Origin of the sequence: Helicobacter anatolicus, assembly GCF_021300615.1 — a bacterium.
In the GTDB taxonomy this organism is placed as follows: domain Bacteria; phylum Campylobacterota; class Campylobacteria; order Campylobacterales; family Helicobacteraceae; genus Helicobacter_H; species Helicobacter_H anatolicus.
Window position 1 is genome coordinate 54,625 of record NZ_JAJTMY010000002.1, and the last position, 19,221, is coordinate 73,845.

Here is a 19,221-nt window from a genome sequence, read left to right on the forward strand (position 1 = left end):
CTAGATTCTTGGGGCATTGATTATGTTTTTTTGACTTCTGATTCAAACGATCTGGCATTTTTACGCAAAAATAAAAATAAAGTGCGTTTTATTGGCAAGGGTAATCTGGCATATTCTTTTTTAAATACTCTACGGGCAGATATTGTAGTAATGACAACACCAGGGCTAGATGTCTTAGAAATTAAAAGAAGTAAAGGTGTAGAGCATTATTGCCATATTGTACATTCTTTGGGAAGTCCAAATTATAGGGCTTTTGGAATGGATTATTATGATAGTATTTTGATAAATGCGACAATGCAAGCAGATTTTATTAATCAAGTCACAAAGGCCCATCATGTAAAAGAAAAGATAATAAAAATTATTGGATCGCCCTATTGTGATATGTTAAATCACTTAAAAAACACATTGCAAGAAAATGTGCAGAAAAAAGTTTTTTTTCCAAATAAGGATTGTAAAAATAAAACCATCTTACTTTCACCTTCTTGGGGCAAGGAAGGTGCTTTGGCAAAATATGGTATGGAACTTATTGATGCGATTTTAAAAGCAGGTTTTTATCTTATTATCCGCCCACATCCACAAAGTCTTATTTCAGAAAAAGAGTTAATAACTACATTGCAAGATAAGGCAAGTCATGAACAAGTAGTATGGGATATTGACACACCAAATGTTTATGCAATGGAGCAAAGCGATGTAATGATTTCGGATTTTTCAGGCATTATTTTTGATTATATTTGTCTTTATAATAAGCCAGTTTTAACGCTTGATTTTGAATTTGATCATTCAGGTTATGATTCCGCAGATATTGATTTGATGTGGGAATTTAGCATTTTTGATCATATCGGTGGAAGGATTAACAAAAAAGATTTTGCACAGATAAAAAATTTGATTTTTGAAGCTTGTGTTGAGGATAAATATCAAGAAGCATTGCAAGAAGTAAAAAAATCTCTATGGACGCATGTAGGAGAATCTGGAGAGATTGGAGCAAAGGCGATTTTAGAAATTAGGCAAAAAATTTTAGAGCAAAGACTTGGAAAATATTATGAGTTTGCACAAGAGTTTTTGCAAATACAAAAAATTTTGGAGGGAGTTAAATGATAAGTGATATTTTGTATTTTATTTGTATTTATCCTTTAGAGACAATTTTAAAATTTGTTTTAGATATTTTAAATCACTATATTCATAGTTTTGGATTAAGTATTATTTTATTAAGTGTGTTTGTAAATTTGTTTTTATTAAAATTATTTTATCTTGCAGATAGCGGGGCGGTAAGACACAATATTATTAAACAGAGGCTTGATAAAAAAATCAAAGAATTTAAAAGCGTTTTTAAGGGTGGAGAGCTTTATGCTTATATCCGTACCTTATATCGTCAAAATAATTATCACCCTATTTTTGCGCTTAAGGCTTTGGGTGGTTTGGCATTGCAGGTGCCATTTTTTATTGCGGTAGTATTTTTATTGCAGGTGCATTTTGAATCTACAGGGCAAATATCTTTTGGAATAATTAAGGATTTAAATCAGCCAGATTCTTTGTTATTTGGAATCAATCTTTTGCCTTTATTGATGACTTTTTTTACTTTACTTAATGTATTTGTGAGCTCTAAGGATAGGGGGGCTAGAATACAGGGTGCTTTGATTGCGCTAGTGTTTTTGGTTTTGTTATATCAGATGCCTAGTGCTTTGCTTTTGTATTGGACTACAAGTATGGTTTTTGCATTTTTGAGAAGTGTTTTTGCAGTTTTTGTAAAAAATAATCAAAAATATAAAGATACAACACTACCCATTGCTACAAATAATGATAATTTTGCCATAAAAACTCAAGATTCTAAAGCATTAGGGAATGTAAGAGGAAAATATAATCTTTTTTTAAAGATTTTTACACCTTTTGTTTTATTAGATTCTCGTGAATACATTTTGTATCGTAATATTTCTATTTTTATAATTTTAGATCTTTGCTTGATGGTGTTTGTTTATAATCCTTATTTGATTTATGCAAGTGATATTAGCCAGTTTGATGCACAATTAATGCTAAAAACTCTTGGTGTTTTGCTAGGATGTTTTTTGCTTTGTAGTTTTCTATTAATTTATTTTACAAGCTTTTTTTATAAAACACGATTGCTAAAAATCGGTGTTTTTGGAATCGGTGTTATTTTTTTTATCGCTGTAGTTTATAATTTTTTTCTTGATTTCAATATTATCAAAAATGAAAGCTATGGTGCTTTGGATCATATGTTGTTTATGGCACAAAGAGAAGTGTTTAATGAACCAAAATATGGACTTATTTTAGTAGATTTTTGTTGTGGGATTTTAGGCATTATTTTGATGCTAATTGCCTTGCGATATAAGGCATTTTTCTTGAAAATTTTGAAAATATTTGCAGTATTTTTGGTGCTATTTTCTTTGTTTAGTGCTTTTAAAATCATTACACATACAGAAAAAAAATTTACACAAAACACAAAACAAATTCAAGAAGGACAAACTCAAGATGTGACAAATCTCCTTTCTTTTTCAAAGGAAAAGAATGTATTATTTTTAGTTTTAGATGCTTTTACAAATTCGCATTTTGGAGAGATTTTAGAGCTTTATCCAGAAGTGGCTCAGCATTTTTCTGGATTTACTTATTTTAATAATACAATTTCTACAAGTAGTTTTACTTACCTTACTACAAGTCCTCTTGTTGGGGGAATGGATTATTCTGTTTATGAGCTAATGCAAAAATATCATCAAGTTGTAGGGACAGATATTATTTTTAAAGAGGCTAAGATAGCATTTGAGAATGTGGCAAGAAATTTTGCTAAAAATCATTATAAAGTAGATATTTTAAATCCAGAGCCTGCAGATTTTAAAAATTGGAAAACTAAAGAAGGGATTCAATTTTATGAGGGCACACCTTATAAAGAGCATTTTTACAAAAAACATGCTAAGGAATTGGAGTTTTTGTTTACAACAAAAACAGATTTTATTGTTGAATTCATCAACTATGGACTTTTTAAAATCTCACCTTATAGTTTTAGGGCAAAGCTTTATATTGATTATGGATGGAGATTTTCTCAAAGCGCTAAAATTAAGCAGTTTAAAATCGTAGCAGATCAAGCTTCTGATGTCTTGAGTTTTTTAGATTTTGCAAATACTAATCAAAAGCAACCTACCTTTAAATATATCAAAAGTATGATTACGCATTCACCAGGGGGCTTAGATGTTAAAAGAGGATGTTTACCAAGCTTAGAGATTCAAACAGAAGTAGAAAAGCTCAAGCATAAAATGCCTATGGCTTATCTTTTTGGTCTTAATTCTTACATGACTTATCATTTTGATAATGAAGTGTGTGCAATTTTTGCAGTTGCAGATTTTTTGAAGTGGATGGTAAAAAATGGCATTTATGATCAAACAAAAATTATTATTGCTTCAGATCATGGGCTTTATGATAGTTATAAGCAAATGCAAGAAAATCATGGTAAGGAATTAGGAAGGCATTCTGAGAGTTTATTGCTTTTCAAGGATTTTGGCGCAAAGGGTGCAATAGTATTTGATTCTCGTTTGATGAGTAATGCAGATGCTGCGGGATTGCTTTATGATGGGATGAATCTAAAAAATACTCCTGAAAATATTTTAAAAAATTATCCTAAAGATCGCAAGATTATTCATGCACAAATGCATGCTTTTGCACGCGGTTTAGAGAAGATTTATGAGATCAAAGAAGATAGTAGTGTATTGAAAAATTGGAAAGACATTACAGAAGAAACCTTAAAAAATCTAAAGAAAAAGGAGCGATAGTGCAAAAAATAGTCTATGTGGCAATGGCGGCGGATTTGTTACATGCGGGGCATATTAATGTCTTGCAACATGCAAAGCAATATGGAAAAGTGATTGTAGGATTATTTAGCGATCATGCGATTGCTATGATGGAGGATGCTCCATTATTAGATTTTGAAGAACGCAAAAAGGTGATTGAAAATCTTAGCATTGTAGATTCTGTTGTTGTGCAAGATGCGCCAAGTTATAAGGAAAATCTTTATCGTTTAAAGCCAGATTATGTAGTGCATGGAGATGATTGGAAGAAAGGGTATTTAAAGATTTATCGTGATGAAGTGATAGAGATTTTATATGATTTGTATCCACAAGAAAAAAAAGATTTAGAGTATCATCCAAGACTTATTGAAGTGCCTTATAGCACGCATATTAATGCTTTAGGAATCAAGAGAACAATTAATGCTTTAGGAATTTCTAAGGCAATGCAGCAAAAACGCCTAAGAGTATTGCTTGGTTTAAAAAAGCCACTAAGATTTTTAGAAACACATTCTGCATTAAGTGCGTTAATTGCAGAAAATACTTGTGTAGATAAAGAAGGAAGAAAAGTTGGTTTTGATGGATTTTGGTCAAGCTCATTGACAGATTCTACAAATCGTGGAAAACCAGATATTGAAGCAGTAGAGCTTAGCATGCGTTTAAACACATTAAATGAGATTTTTGAGGTTACACATAAGCCTTTGATTTATGATGCAGATACTGGAGGACTTCTTGAGCATTTTGTCTTTAGTGTTAGAACTTTAGAGCGTGTGGGAGTGAGTGCTGTAGTGATTGAAGATAAGACAGGTTTGAAAAAAAATAGTTTGCTAGGTAATGAAGTACATCAAGTACAAGAAGATATTGAAATATTTTGTCAAAAAATTCGCGCAGGGAAAAAGGCACAGGTAACACAGGATTTTATGATTATTGCCAGAATTGAGAGTTTGATTTTAGATAAGGGGCAAGATGATGCATTAAAAAGAGCATTTGCTTATATTGAAGCAGGTGCTGATGGAATTATGATTCATTCAAGACATAAAGATGGAGTAGAAATTATAGAGTTTTTAAAAGCTTTTCGTAAAAAAGATAAAAATACGCCAATTGTCGTGGTGCCTACGAGTTTTAATGCAATTTCTGCAGAGGACTTAGCAAAATATGGTGTAAATATTGTGATTTATGCAAATCACATGCTAAGGAGTGCATTTATTGCAATGCAAAGTGTTGCAAAAAGTATTTTGGAAAATGATAGAAGCTTGGAAGCAGAAAAAGAATGCATGAGTATTAAAGAAATACTCTCTCTTATACCAGGGACAATTTAAGGGGTAAATATGGATACAAAGACATTTGGAGAATTATTGCAAAATAATGGATTTGTAGATTTTGTAGGGGTGCCTTGTAGTTATCTTGCACCATTGATTAATTATGCAATTATGCATGAGAGATTTATTATGGCAAATAATGAGGGTGATGCTATGGCAATTGCTAGTGGAATCTCTTTGGTGGGCGCTAAAGAAACTTCACGAAATTATGGTGTGGTATTGATGCAAAATAGTGGGTTATCAAATGCATTAAGTCCGCTTACTTCACTAAATCACACTTTTGGTATTCCAGTTTTATGTTTTGTGTCTTTAAGGGGTGAGAGAGATATAAATAATCAAAATACCGATGAACCACAACATGAATTATTGGGTGTAATTACAGATAAGCTTTTAGAAGTTTGTGGTGTAGAATATGCATTTTTAAGTGCAGATTTTGTGGAAGCAAGTAAGCAGATTTTAGAGGCAAAAAAGATTTTGCAAAATAACAAATCTTTCTTTTTTATCGTAAAAAATGGAGTGTTAGAATCTTTAAAATTAGAAAATCAAAAAGAGATTTTCTTAAAAAAAAGTCCTTTTTTAAGTGTAAAACTAGAGGCAAAATATACGAGGTTAGAAATTTTGGAGACAATTGTATCTTTGTCAAAAAACATGATCACTCTTGCTACGACAGGGAAGAGTGGTAGAGAGCTTTATGAAATTAAGGATTGCGAAAATCATTTATATATGGTGGGATCTATGGGCTGTGTAAGCGCTTTAGGACTTGGAATCTCATTAAAAAGTGATAAAAAAATACTTTGTATTGATGGAGATGGTGCATTATTGATGCGTATGGGGACATTAAGTACAAATGCTTATTATACTAAAATGCACAATAAGGGGAATTTTTGTCATATTTTACTAGATAATGAAAGTCATGATTCTACAGGTGGGCAATTTAGTCTTGCACCTTGTGTGGATTTTGCTAGTATTGCGCATGCTTGTGGATATGAAAAAGTGTTAAGCTTGGAAACATTAGATTCTTTAAAAGATGCTTTAGAGGAGTTTGAGGAGAATAAAAGCGGTGGAGCTATATTTATTTATATGAAAATCAAAAAAGGTAGTAAAAAAGACTTGGGTAGGCCAAAAATTACTCCTTATGAAGTAGCAAGAAGAATTGAGAGGATTTTATGAGTTGGAAAAAAATTTGGAATCAAAAAACAAGCACATTGGATTTTTCATGTTCTCAAGATGAGCAAATTTTGCAAGAATTGCTATTTTTAAACGGATTTGATACAAAAAGCGGAAGTTTAAAATTGCAGGATTATAGGGATTTTGTTCAAGAAATTTTTATACAAGCAAAATTAAAAGATTATACAAGTATTTTTGAGGTTGGTTGTGGGGCAGGGGCATTTCTTTTTGCTTTAAATCTTGTGGGGGGGGGGGGTAGCTTTAAAAGCATTGGTGGTATGGACTATGCAAAAAATCTTATTTTGTATGCCAGAGAGGTTTTTCCGCAATTTCAAGATAACTTTTATCATCAAGATGCAAGATATCTTGAAAAAATAGATTCAGTAGATGTGATGTGTACTTTTAGTGTAATGCATTATTTTTCTGATTTGGAGTATGCAGGATTTGTTATGGAGCAAATGTTTCAAAAAGCAAAAAAATGCGTATTATTTTTAGATGTGCTTGATTTTTTAAAAAAATCTCAAGATATTGAGAAAAAAAGACAGCTATATGGGCAGGAATATGAAAAAATGTATGGAAATTTACCGCATTTGTATTATCGTAAAGAGATGTTTTTAAAGATGGCTAAAAGATATGGTTTTGTCTGTAAAATACAAGATCAAAATATAAAAAATTATTTAAATTCAGAATTTAGATTCAATGTGATTGCAACAAAGGAGTAAGGGTGCAAGCAGTGATTTTAGCAGCAGGGCTTGGAAGTAGATTAGGAAATTTGAAGGGAGATAAACCTAAAGCTTTTTTACAACCAAAAGGATTGACACAGAGCTTAATTGAGCGAAGTATTGGGATTTTAGTAAGTTTTGGGATTGTGGATATTGTGATTGGCACAGGGTATAAAAGTGAATACTTTGAAAATTTAAAGATTTCTGGGGCCCATCTTAGCACCTGTAAAAATCCTTTATTTGATTCTAGTGGTAGCTCTCAAACCTTGCAAACTTTAAAAGATAAAATTCATGAAGACTTTTTGCTTTTAGAATCAGATTTGCTTTATGAAAAAAGAGCAATACAAGAGCTTTTAGATGATTGTAGAAGAGATTTGATTCTAGGTAGTGGTAGGAGCGATTCTGGTGATGAAGTGTATTTGGAGATTAATCAAAATCAGTGTTTAAATGCACTTTCTAAGGATAAAACAAAATTAAAAAGTATTGATGCAGAGCTTGTAGGAATTAGTAAAATTTCTTATGAGAGTTTTTTGCACTTTGATTTTCACAGCAAGGATTATGAAGAATTATTAATAGGATTTAAAGTTTTAAAAATTGAAGATTTAGTTTGGTGTGAGATTGACTGCAAAGAACATTTAGAGCGTGCAGAAAAAAGTATTATCCCAAAATTATTACAATGATAGAAAAGGAAAAAAATGAAGCGTAATATTTTACTTAACCCTGGTCCAGCAACAATTTCCATGCGTGTAAAAAAAGCACAATTAGTGCCTGATATCTGCCCTAGGGAGCAGGAGTTTGGAGATTTGATGGCAAAAATTTCTGCAGGCTTGTTAGGATTTGTAAAAGATGCTAAAGATAGTAGTTGTGTGTTATTTGGTGGAAGTGGTACTTTGGCTGTAGAATCCACCTTGGCATCAACATTAGATAAGTCTCATAAACTTGCAATTATTGTTAATGGTGCATATGGTCAGAGGATGTGTGAGATTGCAAAATATCATGGGCTAAATTATGTGGTATTTCAAAGTAGCTTTTTAGAACCTATTGATTTTCTAGAACTTGAACAATTTTTACAAAAAGAAAGACCGGATTTTTTGAGTGTTGTGCATTCTGAAACAACAAGCGGACTTTTAAATGATCTTACGCAAATTTCAAAAATTGCGCATCCTTTGGGAATAAAAATTATTGCAGATTGTATGAGTAGTTTTGCATGTTATGAGATTTCGCTAAATGAAGTAGATTTTATTATTGCTTCAAGCAATAAAAATATTCAAGGCACTGCGGGGATTTCTTTTGTTATTGCAAAAAATCAAAATATCATGCATGCAGAGTTTGCAAAAAGCTTATATCTTGATTTAAAAGCACAATATGAGTATTTTATCAAACATCATCAAATGCGTTTTACACCGCCTGTGCAAGTGGCTTATGCACTTTATGAAGCAATTTTGGAGTTACAAGAAGAGGGGTTAAAAAATCGTTTCTTGCGTTATCAAAAATCAAATGCAATTTTGCGTCAAGGCTTGGAAGATTTGGGCTTTTGTATTTATCCAAAAAGCTCTCATAGTGTGATTATTACCTCAATTGATATTCCTAAAAATATGAATTTTGAAGAATTGCATCAATTTTGTAAAAATCGAGGCTTTACCATTTATCCAGGGAAAATTGCAGGTAAAGAAATGTTTAGGATTGCAAATATTGGTGAGATTGATTCTTATGATATGCAGTTATTTTTGCAAGTATTGCAGGAGTTTTGTCAGCATACCATTATAAACTAAAAGAATTAGGGATTAAAAAGTTTTAAGGTATGGTCAAAAAGAGATTCTTTACTAGAATATTTTGTGATTTGTTTGACAAAGTAGCTTCCCGCTACAACAATATCAATTTTATTTTTAATGGCTTGGATTTGCTTATAGCTTTGAATCCCAAACCCTAGAGCAATTTTTTTGTCACAATTTTTAGCGATTCTATCAAGATAGTCAAACAAATCTTGGCTGATTATAGTTTTGCTTCCCGTAATTCCTGCACGCGCTACAGCATAGATAAATTCTCCTTGTGATTTTTGACTTAACATTTTGATTCTTTCTTGTGTGGTATTTGGTGTGATCAGTTCAACAACATAGAGGTGAAATTTTTTAGCAAATTTTCTCAAGCCTTCATCTTGATAAATAGGAAGATCAGGAATAATCAAGCCTTTTGCACCAGATTCTTTGGCCTTTTTAACAAAACTTTCTACTCCATAGCGAAAAACAATATTGGCATAAGTCATGATTAAAATTTCTGCTTTTTGACTTAATTCTTGCACAATATCAAAACCATCTTGAATTTTAAAACCATTTTTTAAGGCAATATTGCATGCTTCTTCAATAATTACTCCATCTGCGCTTGGATCTGAAAATGGAAATTGCACTTCAAGATATTTTGCCCCTGCCTCTATAATTCCTTGAGCGGCTTGTAGACTTATTTCTTTTGTAGGAAAACCTCCCACAATATGTCCCATTAGTACAATATCTTTCATTTTATAGCCTTTAATTCTTGTATTCTTTTTATTTCTTCACCCAAAAAATCTTCCCAAATATTGGTTTTGAGATATTTTGCTGTGATAAAAATATCTTTGTCTCCTCGGCCAGAAATATTGATAATGATTTTTTTATTTTTTTGTGTTTGGCAGAGTTTGATTGCTCCTGCAAGTGCGTGACTTGATTCTAAAGCAGCGATAATCCCTTCTGTTTTGGCAAAAAATTTTAAAGCTTCTAAAACTTCATCATCTGTTGCACTTTGGAATTGAACACGTCCAATTTTGCCTAAATGGGCTAATTGTGGTCCAATCCCAGCATAATCTAACCCCGCGCTAATAGAATGGGTTTTGGCAAGTTGTCCTTCTTGATTTTGTAAAAAAATTGTTTTATAACCTTGTGCAATACCAGTTTGAGCATCTCTTGAGTTTTGCATACGCATTGCATGTTCCCCGCTATTATTTCCTTTACCCCCTGCTTCAATTCCAATAAGTTTGACATCTTTTTGTAAAAATGCATGAAAAAATCCAATCGCATTGCTGCCACCTCCAACACAAGCGATCATATAATCAGGCATTCCTGTGAAATAATGTTTAATTTGGCTTAATACTTCTTTGGAGATAATGCTTTGCAAATCTCGCACAATATCAGGATAAGGATAGGGGCCAAGCGCACTTCCTAAAACATAAAAAGTATTTATAGAATCTTTGCTCCATTCTCTTAATGCTTCATTGACGGCATCTTTTAAAGTTTTTGTTCCAGAATCTATGCTTCGTACTTTTGCACCAAATAATTCCATATTTAAAACATTAGGGCGTTGTCTAGCAATATCAACACTGCCCATAAAAATCTCACATTCTAAGCCTAGTTTTGCACATGCACATGCGGTGGCAAGTCCATGTTGTCCCGCTCCAGTTTCTGCAATAATGCGTGTTTTCCCCATTTTTTTTGCTAATAAAACTTGACCGATGGCATTATTGATTTTATGTGCCCCAGTATTTGCAAGACCTTCAAACTTAAGATAAATATCATTTTGCAAGATTTCTGAAGCATTTTTTGCGTAAATTAATGGCGTGGGGCGATTGACAAAATGTGTCATTAACTCCTTGAGTTCTGCTTGAAATTCTTTTGTGTGAAAAATATTTTTATAAGCATTTTCTAATTCTTTTAAGGCGGGATAGAGAATCTCAGGGACATATTGTCCGCCAAATCTTTCATTTTTGTCACCAAAAAAAGTATTTTTGGATTTTGTGTAGAGTTGCATTCTTTTTCCTTGTTTAAAGTTTTTGATAGTGATTATTGATAATTTCAAAAATTTCTTGAAGTTTTTGAGGATCTTTTTTGCCAATTTCTTTTTCAACTTGCGAATTAATATCTAGCATGCTTACACCGAGGTTTAAAAGCTCTTGTATGTTGTGTGCCCCAATTCCTCCTGCTACAAATAATGCTTCACCTGTATTTTTTAATTCTTTGAGTGCTTCTAGTGGTATGCTTTTGCCACTCCCTCCTTTTTCTTTACTTTTAGAATCTAGAAGTATGAAAGGTAGATATTCGTTTTTAGGATAGTCATCAAGATTTTCATAATTTATACAGATGTAAAAATTAAAATTTGCATTTAAAAGATTGTATTTTGCAAAATAAGGGAGATTGTCTGGCGCGTGGAGTTGTAAAGAATCAAGAAAATTTTGTTCACATAATTCTTTTGCTTGTTGGAAATCTTTTGTATCTTCTAATAAAACACCAATTTTTAAAACTTCAGGATAAAGTGTTTTTAAGGCACGTGAAATTTGTTTGATTTCTGTAATATCAATATATCTTTTACTATTTTTAGAAATAATAAATCCAAGCATATTTGCCCCCATTTTGCAGGCAAGTAAAGCATCATCAAGATTTGTGATTCCGCAGATTTTTATTAAAGGTTTGTTGTTTGCAAGTCGTTTGAAGATATTTTTGTGGAATCTATTTGCAGGATTTTTGGATTTTTTGTATGAGTGGATAAGACTTGTAATGGTATTGCTTTTACTTTTTACAAAATAACTACCACAAAGCATTCCATCAAAGCCACTACTTCCAATTATATAGCCATCATAATTACTCATAATACCGGATTCAAAAATTGTTTTTATTCCCTCTGGAATCTGATTTTTTAATAAAATTCCTTGTTGTTTGTGGATAGAAAAGGTATGCAAAGAACGCATATTAATTCCAATAATTTGCGGTTGGTAGGGGAGTAAAAAATCTAATTCCTCTTTTGTGTGGATTTCAAAAAGTGGGGTAAGGTTGTATTTTTTTATCTCTAATAACATCTCTTCAAAAGTTTTTTTATCTTCTAAAAACATTGCAATAATAATAAGCACCATATCTGCACCTATTTTATAGCTTATCTCGATTTCTTCAGGAAATTGAAGAAAATCTTTGCGTAAAATTGTAGTTTTTTTAAAAGTATTTTTTACTCGTATTAAATCCTTGATACTACCATTAAAATGATCTTCTTCTGTGAGGATAGAAATAGCATTTGCTCCACAATCTAGATAGTATGAAGCAAGGGAGATGGGATCTTTGATTTCATCAATCATTCCGCTTGAGGGAGAGGAGCGTTTAATCTCAGCAATTAGTAGCGGATTAGCAAATTTAGGGGGATTTAGCGGCACTATTCTTTCTTGAGGGATAGAATGACCAAAATTAAAGCCTAACTTTTGAATTTTTTCTTTTCTTATTGTCGTGATTTTTTTTAAAATTTCTATCAAAAATACCCTTTAAATTTTTTAAAGAATAATAATGCTTAAAGATTATCATAATGCAAAAAACCCCATTATTTCCTTGATTGCGGCTTTTTGGATTATTATATAATTTGATACTTAAATTTTGTTTAATGAAAATGATTGATTTTGTTATATGGTTGGATATAATGGCAAAAAAATTAATTTTTTAAATAGAGGGATTATGGAATCACAACTAATGGGGCTTGCTATTGAGACTTATAAAATTACTTTAATGATTTCTTTGCCGGTTTTGTTGGTAGGGCTTATTGTAGGGCTTTTGGTAAGTATTTTTCAAGCAACAACACAGATTAATGAAATGACCTTGTCATTTGTGCCAAAAATTTTAGCAGTTATTGGTGTGATTATTTTTACGATGCCTTGGATGTTAAATATGTTGATTGATTATACAACGCGTCTGATAAATTTGATTCCAAATTTTATTGGATAATGATAAAGATTATTGATTTTTCAAAGTATTTAAGTATCAAGATAGGTGCAGCATTACCTGTAAAAGTGATTGATAGTTTTACATATGACAGAGAGTTGAAAATTCTTGGCTTTGGTTTTAATCTTCTTATTGCTCCTAGTGCAAAAAATCTAGCAATTTTGGGGGATAATTTTGATTATATTCGAGATTTGGGAGATTATATTGAAGTTGGAGGTAGTACAAGTAGTGCAAAAATTTTTAGATATTTTTGGCAAAACAATTTAACAGGATTGGAATTTTTGCGTGCTCTTCCAGGAAGCTTAGGAGGGCTTGTAAAAATGAATGCTGGGATGAAAGAATATGAAATGAAGGGGATTTTAGATTCTGTGTGTGTGGATGGGGTTTGGAGAGATGCAAAAACTTTGGGGATTGCTTATCGTAAGACAGAGATTGATGGAGTGATTTTTGCTGCACGTTTTAAAAAGATTTTAGGTTTTCAAGAAGGATTGTTAGAAAAATTTTCTAATATGCGAAAAACACATCCAAAATTTCCTAGTTGTGGGAGTTGTTTTAAGAATCCTGAGGGAGATTTTGCGGGGCGTTTACTTGAGGCTGTTGGAATGAAGGGATATTTTATTAATGGTGTGGGATTTTCTGAACAACATGCAAATTTTTTGGTAAATAAAAATCGTGGAGTAGCCGATTTTGCTTCTGCAATGCAAGTTATAGAATTGGCAGAGAAAAAAGTTTCTGATATTTTTGGAATAAAACTACAAAAAGAGGTTATAATCATAGAGTAATACAAAAAAGTGAGGAATATATATGCGAATATTTAATTCAAAAACACTTTTGTTTTCCGGAGTTTTGTTAAGCCTTTCTCAAGTTCAAGCATTAGAGTTTGGTGGCATGGGGAATATTTCAGCAAGTATGGGTGGCGCTGGAGTAGCTTTAAAAAACTCTCAATGGGGGCTTTATTACAATCCTGCTTTACTTGGCACAACAAAAAAATATCGCTTTGCTTATAGTTTTGGTGCTACAATTAGAGATCATAATCTTTTGAAACTTGCAAATGTAGATATTAAAAACTTGCAAAGTTTGCCAAGTCAAATTAGTGGTATTTTTAGTACAACGCAAAAAGCAGTATCTCGTGGCGTTTCTAGTGCTTCTGGCACTACGCTTTTGGGTGCAAGTACCTTAGCGGCAAATGATTCTTTGGAGTTACCAGATGGTTATTTTGGTGAGGTGATTAAAAATCTCTTGGGTAATGGAAGTGGTGGCAATGGAACATTTACAGAGGGGGATTTGGCAAAATTTTTAGGTAGTGTTGCTGGTAATAGTATGGGTAATGAAAATGATTTAGATAAGGCAGTTGAAAATTTCAAAAAAGTAGCACAGGAAAACCCAGAGAAGATATTAGGAGACATTCAAGATAAGCTTTTGCAAGCTAGTGCAAGTGCTGGAGGAAATGCCTTATTAGATAGCATTATTAAAAATTTAGATAGTGATAGTGTTAGCGGACTTGCAGATTTATTGAAAGACGCAAGTAAGGGTGATATTGATGTCTCTAAGGTTGTAGGCGCATTAAATGGTGTTGAGATTTCTCAAAATGGTGATGCATCATTATCTAAGGCAATTAAGGATATACAGACTATTGAAAACACTTTAAAAAGTAATAATTTTTCACTTTCATCACAAAATGGTTTGGTTTTTCAAACTAAGCCTAATGATGATGTAGGAGGGTTTGGAATCGGGATTTTTGGAAGTGCTTTTGCGAGTGGATCGGCAAGCTTTGATTCTACACATAATCGTTTGATTATTGATGCAGGTGGTCAATATGTTGAACTTGGGATTAGTGGAGATAAGATCACGCTAGATTTGGTTGGCAGTAGTGCAAAAGCGAGCGGCACTAGCAGTGGGAATGGAAAAGATATTTATGATAGCAGCTCTGTGTTTAGCGATAGTGCAAAGCATAATATCTCACTTAGCGGGTTGATTGTTGGTGAGGTGCCTGTGGGCTATGGGCATAGTATTAATATTGGTGCTGGAGAAATTAGTGTTGGTATGACCTTAAAATATTTATATGGTGTGGGTTATCATGTATCTAAAACAGGAAATTTTAATACACTTTCTGGTATTTCTCTTGGAAATGCACCGACAATGTCGCATAATTTTGGGATTGATATTGGAGCTTTATATAGTATTAAGGGATTTAGCGTTGGTTTTGTGGCAAAAAATATTAATGAGCCTGCTTTAAAGCTTAGCGAAACAGAAAAAATCTATCTTAATCCTCAATTAAGAGCAGGGATTGCATATCAGGCTGGATTTTTTAGTCTTGCATTTGATGCGGATTTATTGCCAAATCATACACTTTCTTATGTTGCACCAAAGAATCAAATGGTTGGCGGTGGAATGATGTTTGATTTTAAATATGTTGATGTTAGAGTGGGGACGATGTATGATTTGCGAAATCCATTTAATGAAGGTGTAATATTTACAGGTGGTATCAATCTTTTTGGATTCTTGGATATTGCAGTGCAGAGCAATACACATTTAACACAAATTAGAGGAATGAATATTCCTAGTTATTTTAGCCTAAAAGTTGGCGGTGGATTTAGTTGGTAAGGAGTAGTAATGCCCTATATAGATGTAAAAGTAGCAGGAAAACTTAGTATTGAACAAAAGCGAGAAATTGCCAAAGACATTTCAGAATCTTTGGAGCGTGTAGCTAAGAAGCCAAAAGAAAGTGTTTATATTTCTTTTACAGAATTTGATCGAGAAAATTTTGCAAAAGGTGAGAATATTTTAAGCGATCTTGATAAATTGCAAAATAAAAAATAAACAAACTTGTTTGTATTGCTAGAGAGACAATATTGCAAACTTATATAAATCTTTTTTAGAATTGACAGTATTAAGTGGCTAAAAGCCACTTTTATCCATAAATGTTACCAATGTAAAACTTTTGTAATTAATAGGGTTGAAAAATTTTTAGTTTCTTGATGAGTTTTTGTATTATCAAAAAAACTTTTTGAGGAGATTTAAATGATACAAAAAGCTTTAGCTTTAGCTGAAGAATTGCAAGAGAAAATACAAAATAATATTTCTACTAACGAGAAAAAATTTCATGCTAAAATGCAGAAATTATTAAATAATCCTAAAAATAAAGTGATGCTGATAGAACTTCTAGATCGATCTTTTAGATGTAGAGATAAACACGCTAGTTTTGAGCTTATCGAGCATACTTTAAATAAATATGGCATAGCAGATTTTTTTAGCACATTTGAAAAATTTTTACTTTTTACTTTTTTAAATTTTGGTAAATTTGCTCCAAATTTAAGTGTTCCTTTTTTTATAAAACATTTAAGAGAAGATACTAAAGCAATGGTTTTAGATGCTAATCATGATGCTTTAGAGCCTCATATGCGCAAAAGAAAAGAAGAAGACAATATTACTTTAAATGTAAATTTGATCGGTGAAGAGGTTTTAGGAGAAATAGAGAGTAGACAGCGTATTCAAAAATATGAAGAGGCTTTAAGATCTAGATATATCACTTATATTTCGATTAAGATTACTACTATTTTTTCACAGATTAATATTATTGATTTTGAATATTCTAAAGATGAAATAGTTAAAAGGCTTGATTATCTCTATCAAATTGCCTTAGAAGAAGAAAAAAAACAAGGTGTATCTAAATTTATCAATCTTGATATGGAAGAATTTAGAGATTTGGAATTAACTGTTGAAGCTTTCATGGAAAGCGTGGCAAAATACAATATCAAAGCAGGTATTGTTTTGCAAGCTTACATACCTGATTCTTATGAATATTTGAAAAAACTTTTTGCTTTTTCAAAACAAAGGGTTTTAAATGGCATGAAGCCTATAAAAATTCGTTTTGTAAAAGGTGCAAATATGGAAAGCGAAGAAACCATAGCTTCGCAAAGAGGTTGGGATTTACCAACTTTTTATCAAAAAATTGATACTGATAGTAATTATAAAAAAATGCTTGCTTTTGTGTTAGATGGTGATAATCACAAGTATATTAATATTGGAATTGCAAGTCATAATTTGTTTGAAATTGCTTATGCTTATACTTTGATTTCACAAGCAGGTGCTTTATCATCATTTACTTTTGAAATGCTTGAAGGTATGAGTTTGCAATGTTCTTATGAGCTTTCTAAAATGCATGATCTTATACTTTATGCACCAGTGTGTGATGAAGAGCATTTTAACAATGCAATTGCGTATTTGGTAAGAAGACTTGATGAAAATACGAGTAAAGATAATTTTATGAGATATTTTTTTAATCTTAAGATTAATGATTCTAATTGGCAAGCTCAAAAAGAATTGTTTATTAAATCTTTAGAGGGAGTAAAAACGCTTGATAATTCTACTCATAGAACGCAAGATAGAACTAAAGAGCAAAAAATCTTTAATGAGAATAAGGTGTTTAAAAATGAAGCTGATACTGATTTTATTCTCAAGGCAAACAGAGAGTGGGCAAAAAATATTAGATCTAAATATGAAAATTTGGAGAATTATGATGTAGTACCAGTAATTGGGGATATAAAACTCAAACAAGATAGTTTAAATTTTATAGAAGTTAAAGACAAAATTAAACATAGGATAATAGGAAAAGCTTATTTGGCAGGAGAAAATGAGATTAAAAAAGCTCTTGATGTAGCAAAAAATTCTAATTTTAAAAATAAGAGTTTTGATGAAATCAATACAATTTTATCAAAAGCTGCTAATTTAATGAGAGAGCGTCGTGGAGATTTGATAGGTTTGGCTGCTTTAGAGGTAGGTAAAACATTTTTAGAGATTGATGCTGAAGTGAGTGAAGCAATCGACTTTACTGAATTCTATCCACATTCTTTAAGGGTTTTGAGAGAGCAAAATAAAAATACTAAATTTAGTCCTAAGGGTATTGGTGTAACAATAGCTCCTTGGAATTTTCCAGTGGGGATTTCAGTTGGAACCATAGCAGCACCATTGGCTGCGGGAAATGTAGTGATTTATAAACCTTCTTCACTTTCAACTTTGACAGGTTATATGCTTTGTAAATGTTTTTGGGATGCAGGTATTCCTCAAGATGCTTTAATTTTTTTACCCGCAAAAGGAAGTGATATTTCTAAACATTTACTTATTGATAAAGAGGTTAAATTTTCTATTTTTACAGGTGGTGAAGACACGGCTTATGCTATGTTAAAATCTAATCCTACTTTACTTTTGAGTGCTGAAACAGGTGGAAAGAATGCTACTATTGTTTCTAAATTTGCAGATCGTGATAGTGCGATTAAAAATATTATTCATTCTGCATTTAGTAACAGCGGTCAAAAATGTTCCGCTACTTCTTTGCTTGTGTTAGAAAAAGAAGTTTATGAAGACGAAGAATTCAAAAAAACTTTAGTAGATGCGGCTAATTCTTTAGCAGTAGGTAATCCTTTTGAATTTAAAAATAAATTAGGTGCTTTAGCAGACAAGCCGAGTGCTAAAGTGCAAAAAGCTTTAAATGAGTTGGCTCCTTATGAAGAATGGGCATTAAAACCTAAGTTTTTAGATGATAATCCTTATTTAATGACACCAGGAATAAAATATGGTACCAAAAAGGGTGATTTTACACATACCAATGAACTCTTTGTTCCAATTTTAACCGTAATGAAAGCTGAAGATTTAAAGGAAGCTATTGAAATTGTAAACTCTACGGGCTATGGATTAACAGCGGGATTTGAAAGTTTAGATGAAAGAGAATGGGAATATTTTCACACATATATACAAGCAGGAAATATTTATATTAACAAGCCAACAACAGGTGCTATTGTTCTTCGCCAACCTTTTGGCGGGATTAAAAAGTCAGCTATTGGAAATGGTAGAAAGGTTGGAATCTATAATTATATTACACAATTTTTGAATATTGAACAAAGTGAGTGTGATCAAAATTTAAGCGAGTGTAGTTTTTCCAAAAAGCTAGAAACAATCAATATAAACAAAGAAGCAATTACACAAGCTATTAAGATGGTAAAATCTTATGCCTATCACTATAATCATGAGTTTAGCAAGGCCAAAGATTATGTAAATATCCGAGGAGAGGATAATTTGTTTTCTTATACACCTATAAAAAATATGGTGTTTAGACTTTGTAAAAATGATAATTTAGAAGATATTTTGGGAATAATTTTAGGAGCAAATATTGTTAATGTTGAATTACATGTTAGTTATGAGCAATATGAAAATATCAATATTTTAGAAGAAATTGTTCAAAAAATTGATGCAAAAGTCTTGTTTTTACGAGAAAATCAAGAAGAGTTTATAGGAAAAATAAAAGATTATGAAAGAATCCGCTATCTTGCAAAGGCTGATTCAAATGATGCAATTTATAAAGAAGCGGCAAATCATGCCAAAATTATTTTAAGGGATAAGCCATTGTTAAATGGTCGTTTTGAGCTTTTAAATTATTTTAATGAAAAGTCTTTGAGTATATCTTTTCATCGTTATGGAAATTTAGGGATCAGAGGCTTGAAGCAATAAAAAGGAG

The 19,221-nt window shown here is 31.8% G+C and carries 15 protein-coding genes; 12 read left to right on the forward strand and 3 right to left on the reverse strand.

What is annotated here, in order from left to right; translation table 11 throughout:
* Positions 1 to 30: 30 nt before the first annotated feature.
* The 7 genes from LW133_RS02985 to LW133_RS03015 are packed head-to-tail and all read left to right on the forward strand — an operon-like array spanning position 31 to position 8,765.
* The gene (locus tag LW133_RS02985; RefSeq protein WP_233076275.1) at positions 31 to 1,095 is read left to right on the forward strand and encodes a CDP-glycerol glycerophosphotransferase family protein; all 1,065 of its coding nucleotides are present in this window, start codon (positions 31 to 33) and stop codon (positions 1,093 to 1,095) included.
* Positions 1,092 to 3,773 carry a YidC/Oxa1 family membrane protein insertase gene (locus tag LW133_RS02990; RefSeq protein ID WP_233076276.1) on the forward strand — a complete coding sequence of 894 codons (2,682 nt, stop codon included), beginning with the start codon at positions 1,092 to 1,094 and terminating at the stop codon, positions 3,771 to 3,773. Before LW133_RS02985 ends, LW133_RS02990 begins: the two co-directional genes overlap by 4 nt.
* The gene (aepX, locus tag LW133_RS02995) at positions 3,773 to 5,104 is read left to right on the forward strand and encodes a phosphoenolpyruvate mutase (protein ID WP_408610455.1); all 1,332 of its coding nucleotides are present in this window, start codon (positions 3,773 to 3,775) and stop codon (positions 5,102 to 5,104) included. Before LW133_RS02990 ends, aepX begins: the two co-directional genes overlap by 1 nt.
* Positions 5,105 to 5,113: 9 nt before the next feature.
* Entirely contained in the window at positions 5,114 to 6,274 is a 1,161-nt protein-coding gene (gene aepY / locus LW133_RS03000) for a phosphonopyruvate decarboxylase (protein ID WP_233076279.1), read from the forward strand.
* On the forward strand, positions 6,271 to 6,993 hold the full coding sequence (locus tag LW133_RS03005; RefSeq protein WP_233076281.1) for a class I SAM-dependent methyltransferase: 723 nt from the start codon (positions 6,271 to 6,273) through the stop codon (positions 6,991 to 6,993). The genes aepY and LW133_RS03005 overlap by 4 nt, the downstream gene beginning before the upstream one ends.
* Before the next feature lie 2 nt (positions 6,994 to 6,995).
* Complete coding sequence (locus LW133_RS03010) at positions 6,996 to 7,673, forward strand: phosphocholine cytidylyltransferase family protein (RefSeq protein WP_233076283.1); 678 nt, start codon at positions 6,996 to 6,998, stop codon at positions 7,671 to 7,673.
* A 15-nt stretch (positions 7,674 to 7,688) separates the two neighbouring features.
* Positions 7,689 to 8,765 carry an aminotransferase class V-fold PLP-dependent enzyme gene (locus tag LW133_RS03015; RefSeq protein WP_233076285.1) on the forward strand — a complete coding sequence of 359 codons (1,077 nt, stop codon included), beginning with the start codon at positions 7,689 to 7,691 and terminating at the stop codon, positions 8,763 to 8,765.
* 5 nt (positions 8,766 to 8,770) lie between these two features.
* Here LW133_RS03015 and trpA read toward each other — a convergent pair whose 3' ends face one another.
* From trpA to trpF, 3 genes are read right to left on the reverse strand one after another with little or no spacing between them, the layout of a single operon-like run.
* A complete protein-coding gene (trpA, locus tag LW133_RS03020; RefSeq protein WP_233076288.1) occupies positions 8,771 to 9,505 on the reverse strand; it encodes a tryptophan synthase subunit alpha in 735 nt (244 codons plus the stop codon).
* Positions 9,502 to 10,767, reverse strand: a complete 1,266-nt coding sequence (trpB, locus tag LW133_RS03025; RefSeq protein ID WP_233076291.1) for a tryptophan synthase subunit beta — start codon at positions 10,765 to 10,767, stop codon at positions 9,502 to 9,504. The genes trpA and trpB overlap by 4 nt, the downstream gene beginning before the upstream one ends.
* Positions 10,768 to 10,780: 13 nt before the next feature.
* The gene (trpF, locus tag LW133_RS03030; protein ID WP_233076292.1) at positions 10,781 to 12,250 is read right to left on the reverse strand and encodes a bifunctional indole-3-glycerol phosphate synthase/phosphoribosylanthranilate isomerase; all 1,470 of its coding nucleotides are present in this window, start codon (positions 12,248 to 12,250) and stop codon (positions 10,781 to 10,783) included.
* Positions 12,251 to 12,446: 196 nt separating this feature from the next.
* Here trpF and fliQ point away from each other — a divergent pair, with 196 nt between their 5' ends.
* The 5 genes from fliQ (at position 12,447) to LW133_RS03055 (ending at position 19,214) form a co-directional block, all read left to right on the forward strand.
* Positions 12,447 to 12,713, forward strand: a complete 267-nt coding sequence (gene fliQ, locus LW133_RS03035; protein WP_233037197.1) for a flagellar biosynthesis protein FliQ — start codon at positions 12,447 to 12,449, stop codon at positions 12,711 to 12,713.
* Positions 12,710 to 13,492 carry a UDP-N-acetylmuramate dehydrogenase gene (locus LW133_RS03040; protein ID WP_233077004.1) on the forward strand — a complete coding sequence of 261 codons (783 nt, stop codon included), beginning with the start codon at positions 12,710 to 12,712 and terminating at the stop codon, positions 13,490 to 13,492. Before fliQ ends, LW133_RS03040 begins: the two co-directional genes overlap by 4 nt.
* A gap of 22 nt (positions 13,493 to 13,514) precedes the next feature.
* Positions 13,515 to 15,314, forward strand: coding sequence for a conjugal transfer protein TraF (traF, locus tag LW133_RS03045; protein WP_233076294.1), 1,800 nt, complete (start codon positions 13,515 to 13,517; stop codon positions 15,312 to 15,314).
* A 9-nt stretch (positions 15,315 to 15,323) separates the two neighbouring features.
* Positions 15,324 to 15,530 carry a tautomerase family protein gene (locus LW133_RS03050; RefSeq protein WP_233037199.1) on the forward strand — a complete coding sequence of 69 codons (207 nt, stop codon included), beginning with the start codon at positions 15,324 to 15,326 and terminating at the stop codon, positions 15,528 to 15,530.
* 201 nt (positions 15,531 to 15,731) lie between these two features.
* Complete coding sequence (locus LW133_RS03055) at positions 15,732 to 19,214, forward strand: proline dehydrogenase family protein (RefSeq protein WP_233076296.1); 3,483 nt, start codon at positions 15,732 to 15,734, stop codon at positions 19,212 to 19,214.
* Positions 19,215 to 19,221 lie beyond the last annotated feature (7 nt).

Bases quoted from the DNA above. Each gene is read 5' to 3' on its own strand.
- trpA (WP_233076288.1), bottom strand. From the start codon at position 9,505: ATGAAAGATATTGTACTAATGGGACATATTGTGGGAGGTTTTCCTACA.
- LW133_RS03015 (WP_233076285.1), top strand. From the start codon at position 7,689: ATGAAGCGTAATATTTTACTTAACCCTGGTCCAGCAACAATTTCCATG.
- trpB (WP_233076291.1), bottom strand. From the start codon at position 10,767: ATGCAACTCTACACAAAATCCAAAAATACTTTTTTTGGTGACAAAAAT.
- traF (WP_233076294.1), top strand. From the start codon at position 13,515: ATGCGAATATTTAATTCAAAAACACTTTTGTTTTCCGGAGTTTTGTTA.
- aepY (WP_233076279.1), top strand. From the start codon at position 5,114: ATGGATACAAAGACATTTGGAGAATTATTGCAAAATAATGGATTTGTA.
- LW133_RS03055 (WP_233076296.1), top strand. From the start codon at position 15,732: ATGATACAAAAAGCTTTAGCTTTAGCTGAAGAATTGCAAGAGAAAATA.
- fliQ (WP_233037197.1), top strand. From the start codon at position 12,447: ATGGAATCACAACTAATGGGGCTTGCTATTGAGACTTATAAAATTACT.
- LW133_RS03050 (WP_233037199.1), top strand. From the start codon at position 15,324: ATGCCCTATATAGATGTAAAAGTAGCAGGAAAACTTAGTATTGAACAA.
- LW133_RS03005 (WP_233076281.1), top strand. From the start codon at position 6,271: ATGAGTTGGAAAAAAATTTGGAATCAAAAAACAAGCACATTGGATTTT.
- LW133_RS02990 (WP_233076276.1), top strand. From the start codon at position 1,092: ATGATAAGTGATATTTTGTATTTTATTTGTATTTATCCTTTAGAGACA.